19 protein-coding genes are annotated in these 15,187 nt (G+C 40.4%); 5 read left to right on the top strand and 14 right to left on the bottom strand.

What is annotated here, in order from left to right:
- Positions 1 to 194: 194 nt before the first annotated feature.
- Complete coding sequence (locus tag AN394_RS14365) at positions 195 to 533, bottom strand: hypothetical protein (protein ID WP_055021846.1); 339 nt, start codon at positions 531 to 533, stop codon at positions 195 to 197.
- Between the two features lie 236 nt (positions 534 to 769).
- On the opposite strand from AN394_RS14365, the gene AN394_RS14360 reads away from it, so the two are divergent.
- Positions 770 to 958: a hypothetical protein gene (locus AN394_RS14360; RefSeq protein ID WP_055021845.1), complete on the top strand. Its 189-nt coding sequence runs from the start codon at positions 770 to 772 to the stop codon at positions 956 to 958.
- Positions 959 to 1,006: 48 nt separating this feature from the next.
- Here AN394_RS14360 and AN394_RS14355 read toward each other — a convergent pair whose 3' ends face one another.
- The 3 genes from AN394_RS14355 to AN394_RS14345 form a co-directional block, all read right to left on the bottom strand.
- A complete protein-coding gene (locus AN394_RS14355; protein WP_150114727.1) occupies positions 1,007 to 1,270 on the bottom strand; it encodes a hypothetical protein in 264 nt (87 codons plus the stop codon).
- A gap of 188 nt (positions 1,271 to 1,458) precedes the next feature.
- A complete protein-coding gene (locus tag AN394_RS14350; RefSeq protein ID WP_055021843.1) occupies positions 1,459 to 1,974 on the bottom strand; it encodes a zf-TFIIB domain-containing protein in 516 nt (171 codons plus the stop codon).
- 20 nt (positions 1,975 to 1,994) lie between these two features.
- Positions 1,995 to 2,582 carry a DUF4202 domain-containing protein gene (locus AN394_RS14345; RefSeq protein WP_055021842.1) on the bottom strand — a complete coding sequence of 196 codons (588 nt, stop codon included), beginning with the start codon at positions 2,580 to 2,582 and terminating at the stop codon, positions 1,995 to 1,997.
- A gap of 255 nt (positions 2,583 to 2,837) precedes the next feature.
- Here AN394_RS14345 and AN394_RS14340 point away from each other — a divergent pair, with 255 nt between their 5' ends.
- Positions 2,838 to 5,267, top strand: coding sequence for an EAL domain-containing protein (locus AN394_RS14340; protein ID WP_152968938.1), 2,430 nt, complete (start codon positions 2,838 to 2,840; stop codon positions 5,265 to 5,267).
- Here AN394_RS14340 and AN394_RS14335 read toward each other — a convergent pair.
- A complete protein-coding gene (locus AN394_RS14335) occupies positions 5,242 to 5,706 on the bottom strand; it encodes a thioredoxin (protein ID WP_054563289.1) in 465 nt (154 codons plus the stop codon). The two genes, AN394_RS14340 and AN394_RS14335, sit on opposite strands and share 26 nt — an antisense overlap.
- Positions 5,707 to 5,861: 155 nt before the next feature.
- Here AN394_RS14335 and AN394_RS14330 point away from each other — a divergent pair, with 155 nt between their 5' ends.
- On the top strand, positions 5,862 to 6,428 hold the full coding sequence (locus AN394_RS14330) for a DUF3365 domain-containing protein (RefSeq protein WP_055021840.1): 567 nt from the start codon (positions 5,862 to 5,864) through the stop codon (positions 6,426 to 6,428).
- 75 nt (positions 6,429 to 6,503) lie between these two features.
- Positions 6,504 to 6,839 carry a zinc ribbon domain-containing protein YjdM gene (locus AN394_RS14325; RefSeq protein WP_054553514.1) on the top strand — a complete coding sequence of 112 codons (336 nt, stop codon included), beginning with the start codon at positions 6,504 to 6,506 and terminating at the stop codon, positions 6,837 to 6,839.
- Positions 6,840 to 6,905: 66 nt separating this feature from the next.
- Here AN394_RS14325 and AN394_RS14320 read toward each other — a convergent pair whose 3' ends face one another.
- Positions 6,906 to 7,313, bottom strand: a complete 408-nt coding sequence (locus AN394_RS14320) for a hypothetical protein (RefSeq protein WP_152968937.1) — start codon at positions 7,311 to 7,313, stop codon at positions 6,906 to 6,908.
- A 37-nt stretch (positions 7,314 to 7,350) separates the two neighbouring features.
- Positions 7,351 to 7,512, bottom strand: coding sequence for a hypothetical protein (locus tag AN394_RS22050; protein WP_161805758.1), 162 nt, complete (start codon positions 7,510 to 7,512; stop codon positions 7,351 to 7,353).
- Positions 7,513 to 7,588: 76 nt separating this feature from the next.
- Here AN394_RS22050 and AN394_RS14315 point away from each other — a divergent pair, with 76 nt between their 5' ends.
- On the top strand, positions 7,589 to 8,347 hold the full coding sequence (locus AN394_RS14315; RefSeq protein ID WP_054563285.1) for an AAA family ATPase: 759 nt from the start codon (positions 7,589 to 7,591) through the stop codon (positions 8,345 to 8,347).
- A gap of 161 nt (positions 8,348 to 8,508) precedes the next feature.
- Here AN394_RS14315 and rsgA read toward each other — a convergent pair whose 3' ends face one another.
- The 7 genes from rsgA to arsB form a co-directional block, all read right to left on the bottom strand.
- A complete protein-coding gene (rsgA, locus tag AN394_RS14310) occupies positions 8,509 to 9,555 on the bottom strand; it encodes a ribosome small subunit-dependent GTPase A (protein WP_055021838.1) in 1,047 nt (348 codons plus the stop codon).
- Between the two features lie 5 nt (positions 9,556 to 9,560).
- Positions 9,561 to 10,100 carry a GNAT family N-acetyltransferase gene (locus tag AN394_RS14305; RefSeq protein ID WP_055021837.1) on the bottom strand — a complete coding sequence of 180 codons (540 nt, stop codon included), beginning with the start codon at positions 10,098 to 10,100 and terminating at the stop codon, positions 9,561 to 9,563.
- Positions 10,097 to 11,278 (bottom strand): MerR family transcriptional regulator, encoded by a 1,182-nt coding sequence (locus tag AN394_RS14300; protein ID WP_055021836.1) that lies wholly within the window; start codon positions 11,276 to 11,278, stop codon positions 10,097 to 10,099. The genes AN394_RS14305 and AN394_RS14300 overlap by 4 nt, the downstream gene beginning before the upstream one ends.
- Positions 11,279 to 11,422: 144 nt before the next feature.
- On the bottom strand, positions 11,423 to 12,631 hold the full coding sequence (gene arsJ, locus AN394_RS14295; protein ID WP_055021835.1) for an organoarsenical effux MFS transporter ArsJ: 1,209 nt from the start codon (positions 12,629 to 12,631) through the stop codon (positions 11,423 to 11,425).
- 5 nt (positions 12,632 to 12,636) lie between these two features.
- Positions 12,637 to 13,647 carry an ArsJ-associated glyceraldehyde-3-phosphate dehydrogenase gene (locus tag AN394_RS14290; protein ID WP_055021834.1) on the bottom strand — a complete coding sequence of 337 codons (1,011 nt, stop codon included), beginning with the start codon at positions 13,645 to 13,647 and terminating at the stop codon, positions 12,637 to 12,639.
- Between the two features lie 2 nt (positions 13,648 to 13,649).
- Positions 13,650 to 14,150 (bottom strand): dual specificity protein phosphatase family protein, encoded by a 501-nt coding sequence (locus AN394_RS14285; protein WP_054563279.1) that lies wholly within the window; start codon positions 14,148 to 14,150, stop codon positions 13,650 to 13,652.
- A gap of 13 nt (positions 14,151 to 14,163) precedes the next feature.
- Entirely contained in the window at positions 14,164 to 15,186 is a 1,023-nt protein-coding gene (gene arsB, locus AN394_RS14280; protein WP_054563278.1) for an ACR3 family arsenite efflux transporter, read from the bottom strand.
- Position 15,187: the final 1 nt, after the last annotated feature.

Raw genomic sequence — 15,187 nt, 5'->3', positions numbered from 1 at the left:
GTGTACACAGACTCTATTAAAAAAGGAAACTCCGACACTGAGCCATCTTCTGTTTTAATTGTCACAACGATGGGCCCGCGATAACCATGCGCTTCATCAAATAAAAAATCACAACCTGTGGTAAAAAAACAGGCCAGTAACACGCTCATAAACACCACTAATTTTTTCACACTATTGACCTTATATTTTAATAATTATTTAGCGCTAATTATGGGGTTGTCGGCACTGCCACTAATTTGGTAGCCATAAATGTTGGCAAGCTGCTCAAGCTCAGGCGACAAGGCAAGGCCGTTGTCTGTATCAAACAATAGTCCTAACGTTTTTAATAAGTCAGCTTTATTATTTTTTAAAATTGCAATGGGTATATTGTCGAATTCAGTAATGTTCGGGTTAGGTGATGCGCGGTCGTTATTTGGGCTCAACTCAGCCGAGTTTAGTTGCGAAAGCAAACTTAGAATTAGACTAGACTCATGATAAGACTGAGAGTTTAGCTGTTTTATTTCAGGCTCTTTTTGTTCAATATCATTTAACATAACTACTAGCGATGTATAAATAAACAAAATAGCGAATATGAGAATAAAATATAAAACAACCCTGTTATGACTTATATTCACAGCAATTCCTTTTGTAAAACCATTTAAAACTTTAATAACCTTACACCAGCAATAAAGACCATCAAAAAAATCATTAAAAAAACAAACAAAAGAACCGAAATAAAAATAAAGAACCAGTAATTTTTAACGATTTAAAGCAAGATAAAAAGCTCACCATGCAAGGCTTTATCGTGATTGATTATTTTGATCAGTACCCTGAGTTTATTGAACAAATGGGTGCGTGGTTCAGCGAAGGTAAAATTAAATCTGAAGAAACGGTATACCATGGCATCGAAAATGCCGTTGATGCATTTCTTGGTCTGTTCGAAGGTATAAATAAAGGAAAAATGCTAGTTAAGCTTTAACGCTTAATAACTAATAAAGCCTGTATCTTAATTAGTAAAGGCTTCTTTTTAGGCAAGTTTAAAAAATACGATTGCCGAAACAAGCACCAACCCCACATAGGAAAGAAACAAAATCCCAGCTTGGCGATGTTTTTTTGCATTCGCTCGCACAGTTTCGTTCTCTATGGAATTTAAAAGTGCTAAACCCTTTTTAGATACAAACACCATAGGTACTTTTAAAAATCGCGGTGCACCTAGCTGTTGCCACAGTTCCGGCTCTAAAGTTTTAACCGATTGATAGTATTTATATTCAGCGCTCGCAGCATAAAGCATTAACAGCGCCCACACTGAAACCAATATTATTGTTATTAGCATAGGTTACCGATCAATTTATTTCGTTAGGTTTAAAGTGTATGCCATCGCCTATAAATCACAACTCTGTAAACAGTTTTAAATCTTAAAGTTTCGAAAGATAGACAGAACCGCGAGTAAGTTCAGCGTCAGGTGTTTTATATAAATTATCAGTCATTCAAAATCGATAAATACGCAAGTTCTGCTAGTTTTTCTAATGATGACGTTGCTTTAGGCTCAGGCTTTTCAGCATGAACAGAATAACGCCTTTTCGGGATCTTAACTTGAATAAAACCATGATTATTGGCCATATCAATACGCAGCATTTCACGTTCTTTTGGCGTTAAATGATTTTCATGGATCTTTTCAAGCTCACCATGATCAAGCCATATAGCTGCACAATTTGGACATTCATCTATTTCAACCACTTTTAGTGGCGTAAAAAAGCGTCGCATCATCACCACGTCAGGGCAATTCGGGCAATTAATTCGCTTTGCTAAATCAACACATTCTGTTGGCAGGGTTTGTAAATGAGCCACCAGCACTTGCGCGGGTTTTAAACTTGGATCGCTAAAGTGAAATATTTGTCGGTTATCAAAAAATACGCCACCAGATTTTGATAAATACACGTTAACGTCGCCAATGCTCACTGCTTCAAGGGCTGTTTTAGTACGCGGGCAAAACATAGACCATCCTTGTTTTATAATTAATTTAGCGCTTTTGTAATTAACGGTTTAAGCGGCTCAGGTAAGCTGATGTTACCAGCTAATACAAAGTCATGTGCTTCGTTTGACATTTTTTGCCATGTTTTACGAATAATACCCAACCATTTTTGCTCATCGTAGTCAGGCTTACTACTTGCAAAATCAAGCATGTAATGCTCAATAAACACAAGGCTTGCAATGTCTTCAATCAATTGGCTATCAGGGTTTCGTTTTATGTTCTTTTTAGCAACGGCTGCGTATACGCGCTCACATTCTTCCGGTGCGTAACCCGCCGTTTTCATAAGGGCTGTTACACGCTCGGCATGAAAGTCATATAAAGCCGTACGCCATTGATAATAACCTTGCTTACCCATAGGAAAATCACTGCGAGGAGAGCGCCAACGCTCAATATGTTGGCCTCGCGCAGCAATATGCATCAACTCATCGGCTTGTGGGTTGAAACGGTTTAGCATATCGGTCATACGCATTGCATATAAAGACTCTTTTGCTAGCTCTTGATCATCTTGTTTTACACGATTTGGGTCGACAGCATTCGCTGCATCTATCGCTTTTATAACGGCTTGGTACATAGTGTTTAATCTTACTTGTGCTTGCAATTCATTGTATTTAGGTACAATTATTTTTTTAACTTGCTAAAAATTCAACTAAAATTCTAGATATTTGCTAGACAACCAGCTAACCCTAAACTAGTATTTTTAAAAGCAAGCTTAGTACTTAAATACCCACTTAATTCAGAGACGCCATTGCGTAATATTACATATTTTTCGTTGTTATTTACTTCTTTTTTTCTCAGTTTCTGTTTATTTTCGGCGATCGCACTAAAAGTGTTTTACGATAGACAAGAAATGCATGAAATTGAGCAAAATGCAGCACTTAACAGTTACAGCAGTAACCTTGAAAAAGCACTTGATAGCGCACTCCTTGGTCCTTACCTTGTTCGCGCCGCGATGCGTGACTTTACATACTCACAAACTGAATTCGAAACCCTTGCCACTGAGATATTAACTCATAGTGATGGTAGCCAAACTATTCAACTTGCACCAAAAGGGGTTATTCAATACAGCTACCCGCTAACCAGTCACGAGAGTGTGATTGGTGTCGACTTATTCAAGATGCAAAGTATTGAAAAGTCATTACAAACAGCCATTGATACTCAAAAAATGCAAATCGATGGACCTAAAGAGTTGGCTCAAGGTGGTCAAGGCTTAGTCGCTCGATTACCAATTTTTGATCAAAATGAGTTTTGGGGGTTTGCAATCGCGGTGCTGCGTTTTCCAGAATTTATAGCAAATTTGAGCCCTAAAACTACTTCACACCCTCACCTCTATGAGGTTTGGCAAAAAACAGCGAATAGCTACGCGCCGCTTTTAAATAACAACGGTTTTGAGCAAAGCCACTGGTCAACTTACAACCTCGATGTTGAAAATCAACATTGGGTTGTGGGTATTAAAGACGAGTTTGCTTATCGAGCGCATGTTGAATTTTTAGTATTACTACTCATAGCTCTGTTACTTTCATCGGTTAGCTGCTATTTGATTACGATTACTTGTCGGTTACGTGAGCATGAGCAAAACCTCGAAAAACTTGTGCAAAAGCAAACCTTAGAGCTGTCTGAACAGGCACTTGAATTAAAACAAGCTCAGTCACTCAGTGGCGTAGGCAGTTGGCATCTGTCGCCTGATAAAAGCATTAGGCAATTATCATCACAAGCTAAATCGCTATTCAAAGAACAAAGCAAAGCGCAATCAATTACTGATGTCTGTAAAAAAATCGATAGTTTTTATAAAAATTCGTTTTTAAATTTTATTCATACTAAGCCTAGTAGCCCGACTGAAATTGAATACACGATTAAACTCAATGGAGAAAAACACTGGTTTCATGAACACGCTGAATGGAACCCTAAAACCAACACCTTGGTTGGTACGATTAAAGACATCAGTGCTGAAAAACAACGCCAACATGAGCTTTACCAGCAAGCACATTTTGACTCGGTCACCGGCCTTGCCAATCGCCATTACAGCGAAAAATATATCGCTAGTTTATGCCCTGAAGACCAATACAGTAGCGGCCTTACTTTATTGTGTGCCGAGATCAAAGGCTATCGTCAATTAGAAGATATTTACGGTCAAGATTACTTAAATGAACTACAGACAACGCTAGCTAACCGGCTAATTGAATTTTCTGACTTACATCAAGCGTTTTGCGCTCATATAAAACCTGGCTGTTTTTTAATATTACTAAAAGAAGCCATTTTTGATGAAAAACTCGCCGCCCTATTAGATAGATTACAGCATCAGGTCGGCGGTATTATTGAAACCGCTGGTAGCGCTCATTTTTACCACTTATACATTGGCGTGGGCTATCCGCATTTACAAAACATCGATGCGGCTGAGCAAATCAACACAGCCCTCATTGCGATGAATGAATGCCCTCGCACACAAAAACCGTTCACAGTTTATAGCCAATCTCTAAAAGATAAGCTTATTGCACAAAGTAACCTCGAAAGTGATCTACGCCATGCGCTTGCGGCCAACGAACAGCTAAGTATGGTGTATCAGCCAATTGTAAACACTCTAGATGGCACACTGATTGGCTGTGAAGCGCTTGTACGTTGGCAGCACCCTGTTAGAGGCTTTGTGTCACCTGTTGAGTTTATTGCCATCGCTGAGCAATCAGAGCTCATTAATTTATTATCACGTTGGATTGTTGCTAAGGTTGCGGAAGATTGCCACCGCATGGTTGATAACAATATTCGTATTAAAGTGTCGATCAACCTGTCGCGTAAGCAGTTCTCTGATGTGCATTTAGTTAAACGACTCAGTAAAGAAAAAGCTAAGCTATTTCCTGCTAATCAAAAAATTAATCTTGAGATCACCGAATCCGCCCTATTTCAAAATACCCAGTACGCCATAAACCTAATGCATGAACTTAAATTAGCAGGTTTTAATTTATCACTTGATGACTTTGGAACGGGTTATTCATCACTGTCGTCAATTCAGCAGTTTCCGCTAGATAACGTTAAGATTGACCGTGCCTTTATTTGTAACTGCGTGGATAACCCACGAGATGGTTTATTTTTACAAACGATGAGTGATTTAGCCCATCAACTAGACTTAACGATTACTGCAGAAGGGGTCGAAAGCTCAGAGCAATGGCAGTTGGTGAGTGATAAAGGTATTGATTATATTCAAGGTTACTTAATATCAATGCCCTTATCTATTGATGATTTTATAGCGTTTGACCCGGTTGCGTAAGGTCCACTGCCAAGCTTTGTTTTGGCTTTTCGATCATACGGGAAAGCTCTTTTTCACCATCAAGGACTATAATGGTTGGCGTATACATTAAGTCATACTGTTTTGCTAACCCTGCAGGGTCTAGCTTGTCGTAGCCAACGGCCACTAGTTTAAGTGAGCCTAACTGCACCTTTGCAGTATCGAGAAGCTTCAAAAATCGAGGCACTTCACGTTTTGAGTCATGACACCAAGTGCCCAAGAACACCAAAACCTGCTTACCTTGCAGTGCTTTTATAGTGCTTAACTCTTCTTTGCTCGGTGAGTATTCATCGTACTCTTCACTAAACGCAGAGTAGTCTTTAAGTAAGTCATCACGACTTATCTCTCCACTGTATGGAGCGGTACCTGCAAATGTCAGGGCAGAGAATAACAAAGCGGCGATATAAATTAGTTTTTTCATTTTTTAGTTCTCAAGATATTTTCTTCACCTTAACCAATTTAGCAACAACACTCCAGCAGGCTTTGTGCAAAGAATCGTTATTTTTTGCAGGTTAAATTGGCATGTATAGTAAAAACAAACTACTATATTAGACATCTCTAATATAAGGTTTTACTATGTTTTCCTTCAGAACAATTGTGATTTGTACTGTGTTACTTTCACCTAGTCTTTATGCCGAAACAAAATCAGCGACTCTAGAAACTCAAGCAGCGGAGCGAGCAACTGAATTTGCCACTACGCTTAAATCAGCATTGGGAGCTGCAATAAAACAAGGCGGTTTAGTTGAAGGAATTAACGTGTGCAAAATGCAAGCCCCGGCTATTAGCGATAGCTTATCAACTGATGGTTGGACGGTAGCACGTAAAAGCACTAAAAACCGTAATCCAAATAATCAACCCGATGAATGGGAAGCTGAAAAAATCGCCCAGCTGCTCGATATGATCAGAAACACAGAGAGCATCGACAATGTGACTTTTTCAACCAATAAAGATGGTCAATTTCGCTTTGCTAAAGCGATAAAAGTCGCGCCAGTTTGCCTCAATTGTCATGGCCAAACAATTGCGCCAGAAGTAAAGCAAGCGCTTAGCGAACATTACCCAAATGATTTAGCCACAGGCTATCGGCTTGGTGATCTAAGAGGAATATTCTCTATTACCAAAACGCTCGAAACGCCTGAGTCATAAAATAAAAGCCTTGTACTCGCATAGTTTGCTCTTAGCCATTAAAATACCCTTTTAAAATCAACCATGGTGCCATTTATGTCTTTTCCTCCTTGCCCACAATGTAACTCTGAATACGTGTATGAAGATCAAAACAATTTAGTATGCCCAGAATGCGCTCATGAGTGGGATCCTAATGCGGTTGATACCGATGATGTAATCAATGTGAAAGATGCTAACGGCACTTTATTAGCTGATGGCGATAAAGTGACTGTTGCGAAAGATCTAAAAATTAAAGGCAGCTCACAAGTAATTAAAATTGGCACCAAAGCCGTGATCCGCCGCGTGTTAGATAAAAAAGACCACGAATTAGACTGTAAAGTTGATGGCGTTGGTGAAATGATGGTTACCGCTAAGTTTGTTAAAAAAGCCTGATAACATTATAAAATTGTTATATATTGCTGCGAATAATTACGCAGCAATTTCAATAAGCTAACTTTTTTAATAGCCAAACTTTTCAACAACAATCCCCGTTACTTCACAATGTTCGCAGCTCAACTGCCAGCCAGCAGCCCATGTGGTTGCGTTAAGCTTTGCTTTGCAAAGTGGGCAAACTTCGCCAATAAAAGTGCTTGGGGTAATATCTTCAGCTTGCTTAGAAAACGGTCTTAAAAACCACAGAATATTATCGTCGATACTGATGGTTAGATCGTGGCGTAACGTTTCACAATACGCATTAAAAACTGCTTGTTTGTACTGTTTTGCGTGCTCAGCAGATTGGCTGGCATAAACACTGAGTGCATTTCCGATGTCTTTTAGGCGATCAGGCCATGCTTGTGAATCTATATTTGCTTTGCAATCTAATAACTCATCAAGAGTGTAACTTGCATAGTTTGGTTCAAACATCATTACCATCCTTGCTTTGGGTTATTAATTCTTTGGGTACTCAGTGCTTTGGATATAATGTACCATTTAGCTTTATTTGCAAAAGCCATTGATCAAACAAATTGTTCGCGATACTCAGCTTTTCATCTGAAAGTGTCGGGTATTGTCTTTGCTCAAACCACGCATAACGATTATACACATCGTTATTTTGCGTGATTTCCATAATGGCAAGTTAGAAACTTAGTAAGCTACCAGAGCCTATTATTGGGTCTAGTTCGTCTTTATTAGGAGTATTGTGTATGGACGCATTACCGTATCTACAAAAAATAAAACTCAAACGAGAGCAGGTTTTCTCTTTTGATACATATCCATTCTCTATTCCTGCGGTTAATCAGCTCTTTGAAATAGACTTTTCGAAACATGTCACAATATTTGTAGGTGAAAATGGTTCTGGGAAATCGACTCTTTTAGAAGCAATTGCTATCGGCTTAGGTTTTAACGCCGAAGGTGGTTCTAAAAACTTTAACTTTCAAACTCAACACTCGCATTCAGAACTTCATAAGTACTTACTACTCTCAAAATCGTTTAAGAGATACAAAGATGGTTTTTTCTTGCGAGCTGAAAGCTTCTATAACGTTGCATCAAATATTGATGACTTAGATTCGGGGTTTTCTGGAGGACCTAAGCTGATAGATGCCTATGGTGGTACATCCCTACATCACCAATCACATGGCGAATCCTTTTTAGCGCTTATGGTAAACCGCTTCATTGGCAATGGGCTTTACATTTTAGATGAGCCTGAGGCCGCACTTTCTCCTTCTAGGCAGTTGGCTGTTTTAAGTCGCATGTTTCAACTAATTGAACAAAACTCTCAGTTCATTATTGCCACACACTCACCGATTTTAATGGCGTACCCAGGTGCAAGGATCTACCAAGTGGGAGCACAAGGCATTGAACAGATAAATTATGAGGATACTGAGCATTACCAAATTACAAAGGCGTTTTTAAACAACCCACAGCCAATGCTCGAAGAGCTTTTCAAGCCTGAAGGTAACTAAATTTTTAGGTTTGAGATTCGCAACAGAATTAAGTTTGTTCACCAAGCAGTTGCTATCTCAGAATATCAGCTATCACCGCAGCGTCTTTATGATCTATTCAAGCTTCCCTGCTTGTATCTAAAATAAGTTTGTCCAAGTTAGGAGCATTGTTATGTACTCTCTCATTGATCAATAAGAGAGCTTTTAATTGACCTATTTTGCTTTTGAACAGTATTAACCATTTTTGAAAACGCGCGCTGCTTGGCGCGCTTTTCAGCCATGGTGGCATTGTTGTGCTCATTTTCAGCTAACAACTTACGGTAATTTTCTAAGCGTCTTGTTGATAATGAGCCCATTTCAATTGCTTTAATAACAGCGCAGCCCGGCTCTGTTTGGTGTTGGCAATCTTTAAATCGACAGCTACTTGCGAGTAGCTCAACATCTTCAAATGCACGTTCAATACCTTGCTTTGAGTCACTTAATTGCAATTCTCGCATGCCCGGTGTGTCCATCAATAACGCACCATTAGGCAATCTTTTAATCGATCTAAAAGTTGTTGTATGACGGCCTTTGCTATCTTGTTCACGAATACCTGCTGTTTTTAATTCATCGGAACCAAGTAATGCATTAACAATGGTCGACTTGCCCACTCCAGATGAGCCCATAAATGCGAGCGTTTGTCCCTTTCGGCAATAAGGTGTAAGTAAATCACAGCCCTCTTCTTTTAACGCATTAATAGCAATGACACTCAAAAGAGAATCTAGGTTTTGTACTTGCTGGTTGTACTTTTCAACGTCTGGGCAAGTATCTGCTTTGGTTAACACCACCACAGGCTCAATGTGGGCATTTTTAACCAAGGCTAAATATCGCTCTATCCGATTTAAACTAAAGTCATCATTAAGCGATGTAACAATAAACACGGTATCAATATTCGCCGCGATTAATTGAAACTCGTGTTTAGAGCCTGCAGCCTTACGCTTAATGATTGAAGCTCTTTCTAGTACCCGTAAAATACGCGACTCATCAAATACCACCCAATCACCTACGCAAATTTGTTCAAGACTCGGTGTTAAAGCAAACCGCACCGAGCCTTGCTCGCCAAGCAATACGACCTCTGTTTTGTGATGCTCAACAACACGCCCTAAGTAGCCGTTTTCTAGCTCATCTAAACTCAACTGTTGTTGAAAGAAAGGTCGCATGCCTAATTCTATCAGTGAAGGTGCTTGCATTATGTTTACCAAAGCGCAGGGTTATCGAGTGGTTTTAGGCAACTTGGCTTACCAGTAATTGGCAAAATTTCGTCATCTAAAACCGGTTTAGCCAGCCAGCCTTTTGGGTAAGATAAGTTATGAGGAGCTTGAATAATTTCTTCACTCACAACGGAAAAACCGACTTTTCCATAAAAGTTGATATCGCCATAGGTCATCACTAGGCTGACATTTTGTTCAGCTAACTTATCACAGCCAAATTGGATCAGCTTTTGTCCTATGCCTTGTCCCTGACAATCCGTTGCCACTGCAACAGGTGAGAGTAAAAACACCTCTTTAGCGTGCGCAAACTGTAAACGCGACAGCACAATAGCGCCCACGATCCGTTGCTCATCTGTCGCGACAAACACATATAAATCAGTTGATGGATATGGCTCAGCTAAAAAGTCAGTGACTAAACGGGCTACTTCCTCGCCTTCTTGTTTTGACTCTGATGCACTGAATGTTGCCAAGTATAGCGAAATAATGTCGCTTTTTTGGCTCTGTTCGTAAATTGAAAAATTCACTTAGACTCCTTAAGTTTTAAAATAAAATAGTGATAAGTAAAGTTTTGCCCAGTCTCATTTTCGTAAAGAGCAATTTCTGTTTGTATGTCTTTTACAGCTTGAGACTCACTTATCGATGGCGCTAACTCAGCAAGGCGCGCCTTGAGTGGTTGCCAATAGTTTTGCCAAGCTTGCTGATCAAGCGAAAACTGCTCTATAAGCTCATATCCAAGCTCATCAAATAAGGCTATGCGGCTTTCGATTGATTGCATATCTGGGTAATTCGCTTGCCAATATTCTTTAACCGCCATTTCAGGCTGGCTGTTAAGCCAAACTAAATCACTGACCACAATTACCCCATCACGGCGAAGAAACGGTTTCCAGCTTGATAATGCATTTTGCATCCCCATGACATACACGCACCCTTCAGCCCAAATAACATCGAATGAATTTGCTTTAAAAGGCAGTGCAGTCATCGATGCGCAAGTCAAAGACACACGCTCAGCCAATTGCTCTTTGTGCAATCGCTCCTGTAAATAAGCAAGTGCCGATGACTCATTATCTAAAGCCGTGATCTTGGCATCAGTTTGCTTGGCTATTAATAATGTTGATGAGCCTTTACCACAGCCAATTTCTAAAATTTGTTTGCCATTGTTAGGAACAGCAGCAATGGCTTTTACTGTGGCTTCTTCACTACCAGGCCCCCATCGCTCTAATGGCCTAAACACAGTCATGAAATCGTGCATGTAGCTTTCATGGTCACTCATATCTTTTGATAACCAACGAAGCCGCAATGCCTCTTTTTCTGTGTAGCCTTGCTTTAGCAACCAATTTAAATGTGCACTTGGCGCACGCTTATTTAGCTCATCATGTAAGTGTTTTTGAGAGCGTTCGCCAAGCAAACTCAGTAATAAATCTTTGGCTTGTAACTTAGCGGTAATTTCATCTTCAAGTTGTGCTAAGCGCTGTTGCAAAATAGCTTTATCTAGCTCTACATCTAAACAACTCTGACATTCTTTTAAGGTTAACCCCGCGCTTTGTAACTGCTGGATCAAAACCAAGCGTTGTAAATCTGCCTCGCTGTAATAGCGATAACCATTTGCAAGCCTGCGCCCCTGAATGATTTTAAGCTTCTCGTAATACAACACAGCCGTGCGCGACAAACCAAGCTTTGCTGCTAACTCTGAAATTAAATACATGATGAAATAGGCCTATAAGGCTTTTGAATACAATAAGTATGAAGTGTAAAGCTATAGACAGGTCAATTATTTTTACAAAATAATTTAAGAAAATAAGGTAAGCAAGAAAGTATGCTTACCTTTATAAGGCGTGTTTAGATTTAACTAAATTTGTTTTGGTAATTTAGTCGAAATAAGAGCGGTAATAACAATAAATAACAGTGATATAGCCAAACAGACTGCTAAGCCATACACCTGAAACACTAAGCCCGACAACACAGTACCAATTAAGCGTCCCATGGCATTGGCCATATAATAAAACCCGACATCGAGTGATACGCCATCGGCATCTGCCATGCTAACAATTAAGTAGCTGTGCAAAGATGAGTTAATCGCGAAGACCACGCCGAACAACATCAGTCCGCCTATCAGCATTGGTTTTACTGCCCAGTCAAACCCAATAGCAAGGGCAATGGCTAAGGTGACTACAGCAAGCAAGGATGCCCACTTAACTGTTTCTGCGCTTGGTGATGTTTGCTTATTAAGCTTAATGATTTTAGGTGCAAAAGATTGCACTACCCCATAACCAATGATCCACACAGCTATAAAAGCCCCCACGGTCCAATGATCCCAACCAAAGGCTTGTGATAAAAACACCGGAAGTGCAACTACAAACCAAACATCACGCGCACCAAACAAAAACAACCTCGCGGCTGACAAGATATTGATTGAACTACTTTTTGAAAATATCTCGTTAAACTTAGGTTTGTTTTTAGCTTTGCCTAAATCATTTTTAAGTGCATAAATACTAAAACACCACACCACCAGCAAAGTGGCAGCCATGGTTAGCATTGCGCCTTTAAACGACATTAATGTCAGTAGTAAGCCACCTAGAAAGAAGCCCACACCTTTTAAGGCGTTTTTAGAGCCTGTTAGTATCGCTACCCATTTAAACAAGGTGCCTTCTTGGCCACTAGCAACCAGCATTTTAATTGAGCTTTTAGCGCTCATTTTATTGAGATCTTTTGCAATGCCCGACAGCGCTTGCGCCAGCATCACATAGGCAACACTCAGCCATTCAGGAGGGACTGCCAGCATGAACAAGGCTGCAACCTGTATGGCAAGGCCAATGTTCATGGTCTTGTTTAAACCAAGCCTTGCGCCTAAATAGCCGCCCACTAAGTTAGTGACAACACCAAAAATCTCATAAAACAAAAACAGCATGGCAATACTCAAAGGCGAGTAGCCAAGCGCATGAAAATGCAGTACCACCAACATTCTCAATGCGCCATCTGTTAGCGTAAATGCCCAGTAATTCCCGGTGACAATTAAGTACTGCTTTATATCTGCGGGAAGATTAGCAAAACGCGTCATTGCTTTTAACCTTGTAGTGATCGCGCAACTTTACGGGCAAGTTCAGCGGTGCGGTTTGCGTAACCCCATTCGTTATCGTACCAAACATACAGCTTAACTTGAGTCTCGTTGACAACCATGGTTGATAGCGCATCAACAATGCTTGAGCGTGGATCTGTTTTGTAATCGATAGAAACAAGTGGCTTTTCTTCATAGCCCAAAATGCCTTTTAGCTCGCCCTCTGCGGCTTCTTGCATCCATTGGTTAATTTGCTCAGCGGTGGTTGGCTTTTCAACTTCAAACACACAGTCAGTGATTGATGCATTGGCTAACGGCACACGAACCGCGTGGCCGTTTAATTTGCCTTTAAGTTCAGGGAAAATATGTGTAATCGCTGTTGCAGAGCCCGTTGTAGTTGGAATTAAGCTCATGCCGCATGCGCGAGCTCGGCGTAAATCTTTATGGGGCGCATCTAAGATAGTTTGCGTATTAGTGATATCGTGAATAGTGGTCATTGAACCATGTTTGATACCAATTTTCTCTTGCAGAACTTTAACCACAGGCGCTAAACAGTTGGTAGTGCATGATGCAGCAGTCACAATATCGTGCTGCTGTACATCGTATAAATCATCATTTACACCCATTACAACGTTCAGCACACCGTCTTCTTTTACAGGGGCAGTGACAACAACTTTCTTCACACCTTGATCAAGATAAGCTTGCAGTAACTCGGTTTTTTTCATCACACCAGAGGCTTCAATAACAATATCGCAACCAGACCAATCAGTGTCTGCAATCGTTTTATTTTGCGTAACGTTAATTTCGTGGCCATCGATGATCACAGCGTTGTCGTTACTTTCAACCTCATGAGGCCAAATACCGTGTACCGAATCATACTTTAGTAAGTGAGCGAGTGTTGCTGCATCACCCGCTGGGTCATTAATTTGCACAAACTCAACGTCGTCCCATGCAAACGCTGCCCTTAGCGATAAACGACCCATACGGCCAAAACCATTAATGCCTACTTTAATTGCCATTGTTAAGCTCCTACTTTTTGAAAATTGTCGAAAAATGAACGTTGTACTTGGTTATGCAACGATTTAGGGCGAATAGCCTGCACTTGATTAACTATGTCGTTTTTAGCATAGCCAAGCTCATGCATTAATAAACCAATAACTAAGCCTGTACGGCCTGAGCCGCCTTTACAGTGCACAGCCACGCTACCACCGCTTTTTATGATGGCAAGAATCTCGTTAAGGTGTTTGTTGAAAGCGAGACTAAACGCTTCGCTTGGCGCGTCATCATCAACAATAGGTAATTGAAACCAGCTAAGACAGGCTTGCTCACATTCGATTGCAAGCTGCTGCGCGCCATTTTTAATAAGCTCTTCATCGTACATTAGAGTAATAATGGCTTTTGCACCTGCCGCTTTTAAATCTGCTACAGACTGCGATAAACCAACGCCTTTTGTGCCAGGGCAAGGGGTAAAAATAAATGCCCCAGTTTCTAGCTGTAAAATATCAAATGGATGTGATTGCATTATGATTCCCCAATTACTCTTTAAACCAATGTGTTGTTTTATTAACGATTGCAACCAACGACAGCATCACAGGTACTTCGACCAACACCCCAACAACGGTTGCTAATGCTGCACCCGAGTGCAAACCAAATAATGAAATAGCCACTGCGACCGCTAACTCAAAAAAGTTAGAAGTACCAATTAAACATGCAGGCCCTGCAATGTTGTGCTTAAGCCTAAGCTTTAACGCAATGAAATAGGTGATTGCAAAAATACCGTAGGTTTGCAAAACAAGCGGAATGGCAATCAGTACAATGTTAAGCGGTTGGGCTAAAATCGTGTTCGCCTGAAACCCAAATAGCAAGACCACTGTGGCCAGTAAACCAATAACTGAGTAAGGTTTAATTTTCTCTAAAAATGACTGCACAGCAGCCTCATTTTGTGCTGAATTATTAAGAGCTTTTCGTGTTAATACCCCGGCAATGAGTGGTAGCAATACATACAGCACAACCGAAATCATCAGTGTAAGCCAAGGCACATGAATATCAGATACACCCAGCAATAACCCCGCAATAGGTGCAAAAGCAAAAATCATAATGATGTCGTTCACAGACACTTGCACTAAGGTGTAATTTGCATCGCCTTTGGTCAGTTGTGACCACACAAACACCATTGCCGTACAAGGTGCAACACCAAGCAAAATCATCCCAGCAATATATTCTTGCGCAGTTTCAGGGCTAACGAAATCAGCAAATAACCCTTCAAAAAATAGCCAACCTAATGCGGCCATTGAAAACGGTTTGATAAGCCAGTTAATGATTAAAGTGAGCATCAGCCCTTTAGGGTTTTTACCGACTTCTTTGATTGTTGAAAAATCAACTTGCACCATCATCGGGTAGATCATTACCCAAATAAACAGTGCAACAACAATGTTTACATGCGCCACTTCGGCTTTGGCAATTAGCTCAAATAAAGGCGGAAACATCACCCCAAGCGTCACACCGATGGCGATAGCAGCAGCAACCCATACAGATAAATATCGTTCAAAAACACCCATT

This window comes from Pseudoalteromonas sp. P1-26 (assembly GCF_001401795.1).
Classification (GTDB): domain Bacteria; phylum Pseudomonadota; class Gammaproteobacteria; order Enterobacterales; family Alteromonadaceae; genus Pseudoalteromonas.
Note: the sequence above shows the minus strand (reverse complement) of the source record. Positions and strands in the feature narration are given on the sequence as shown.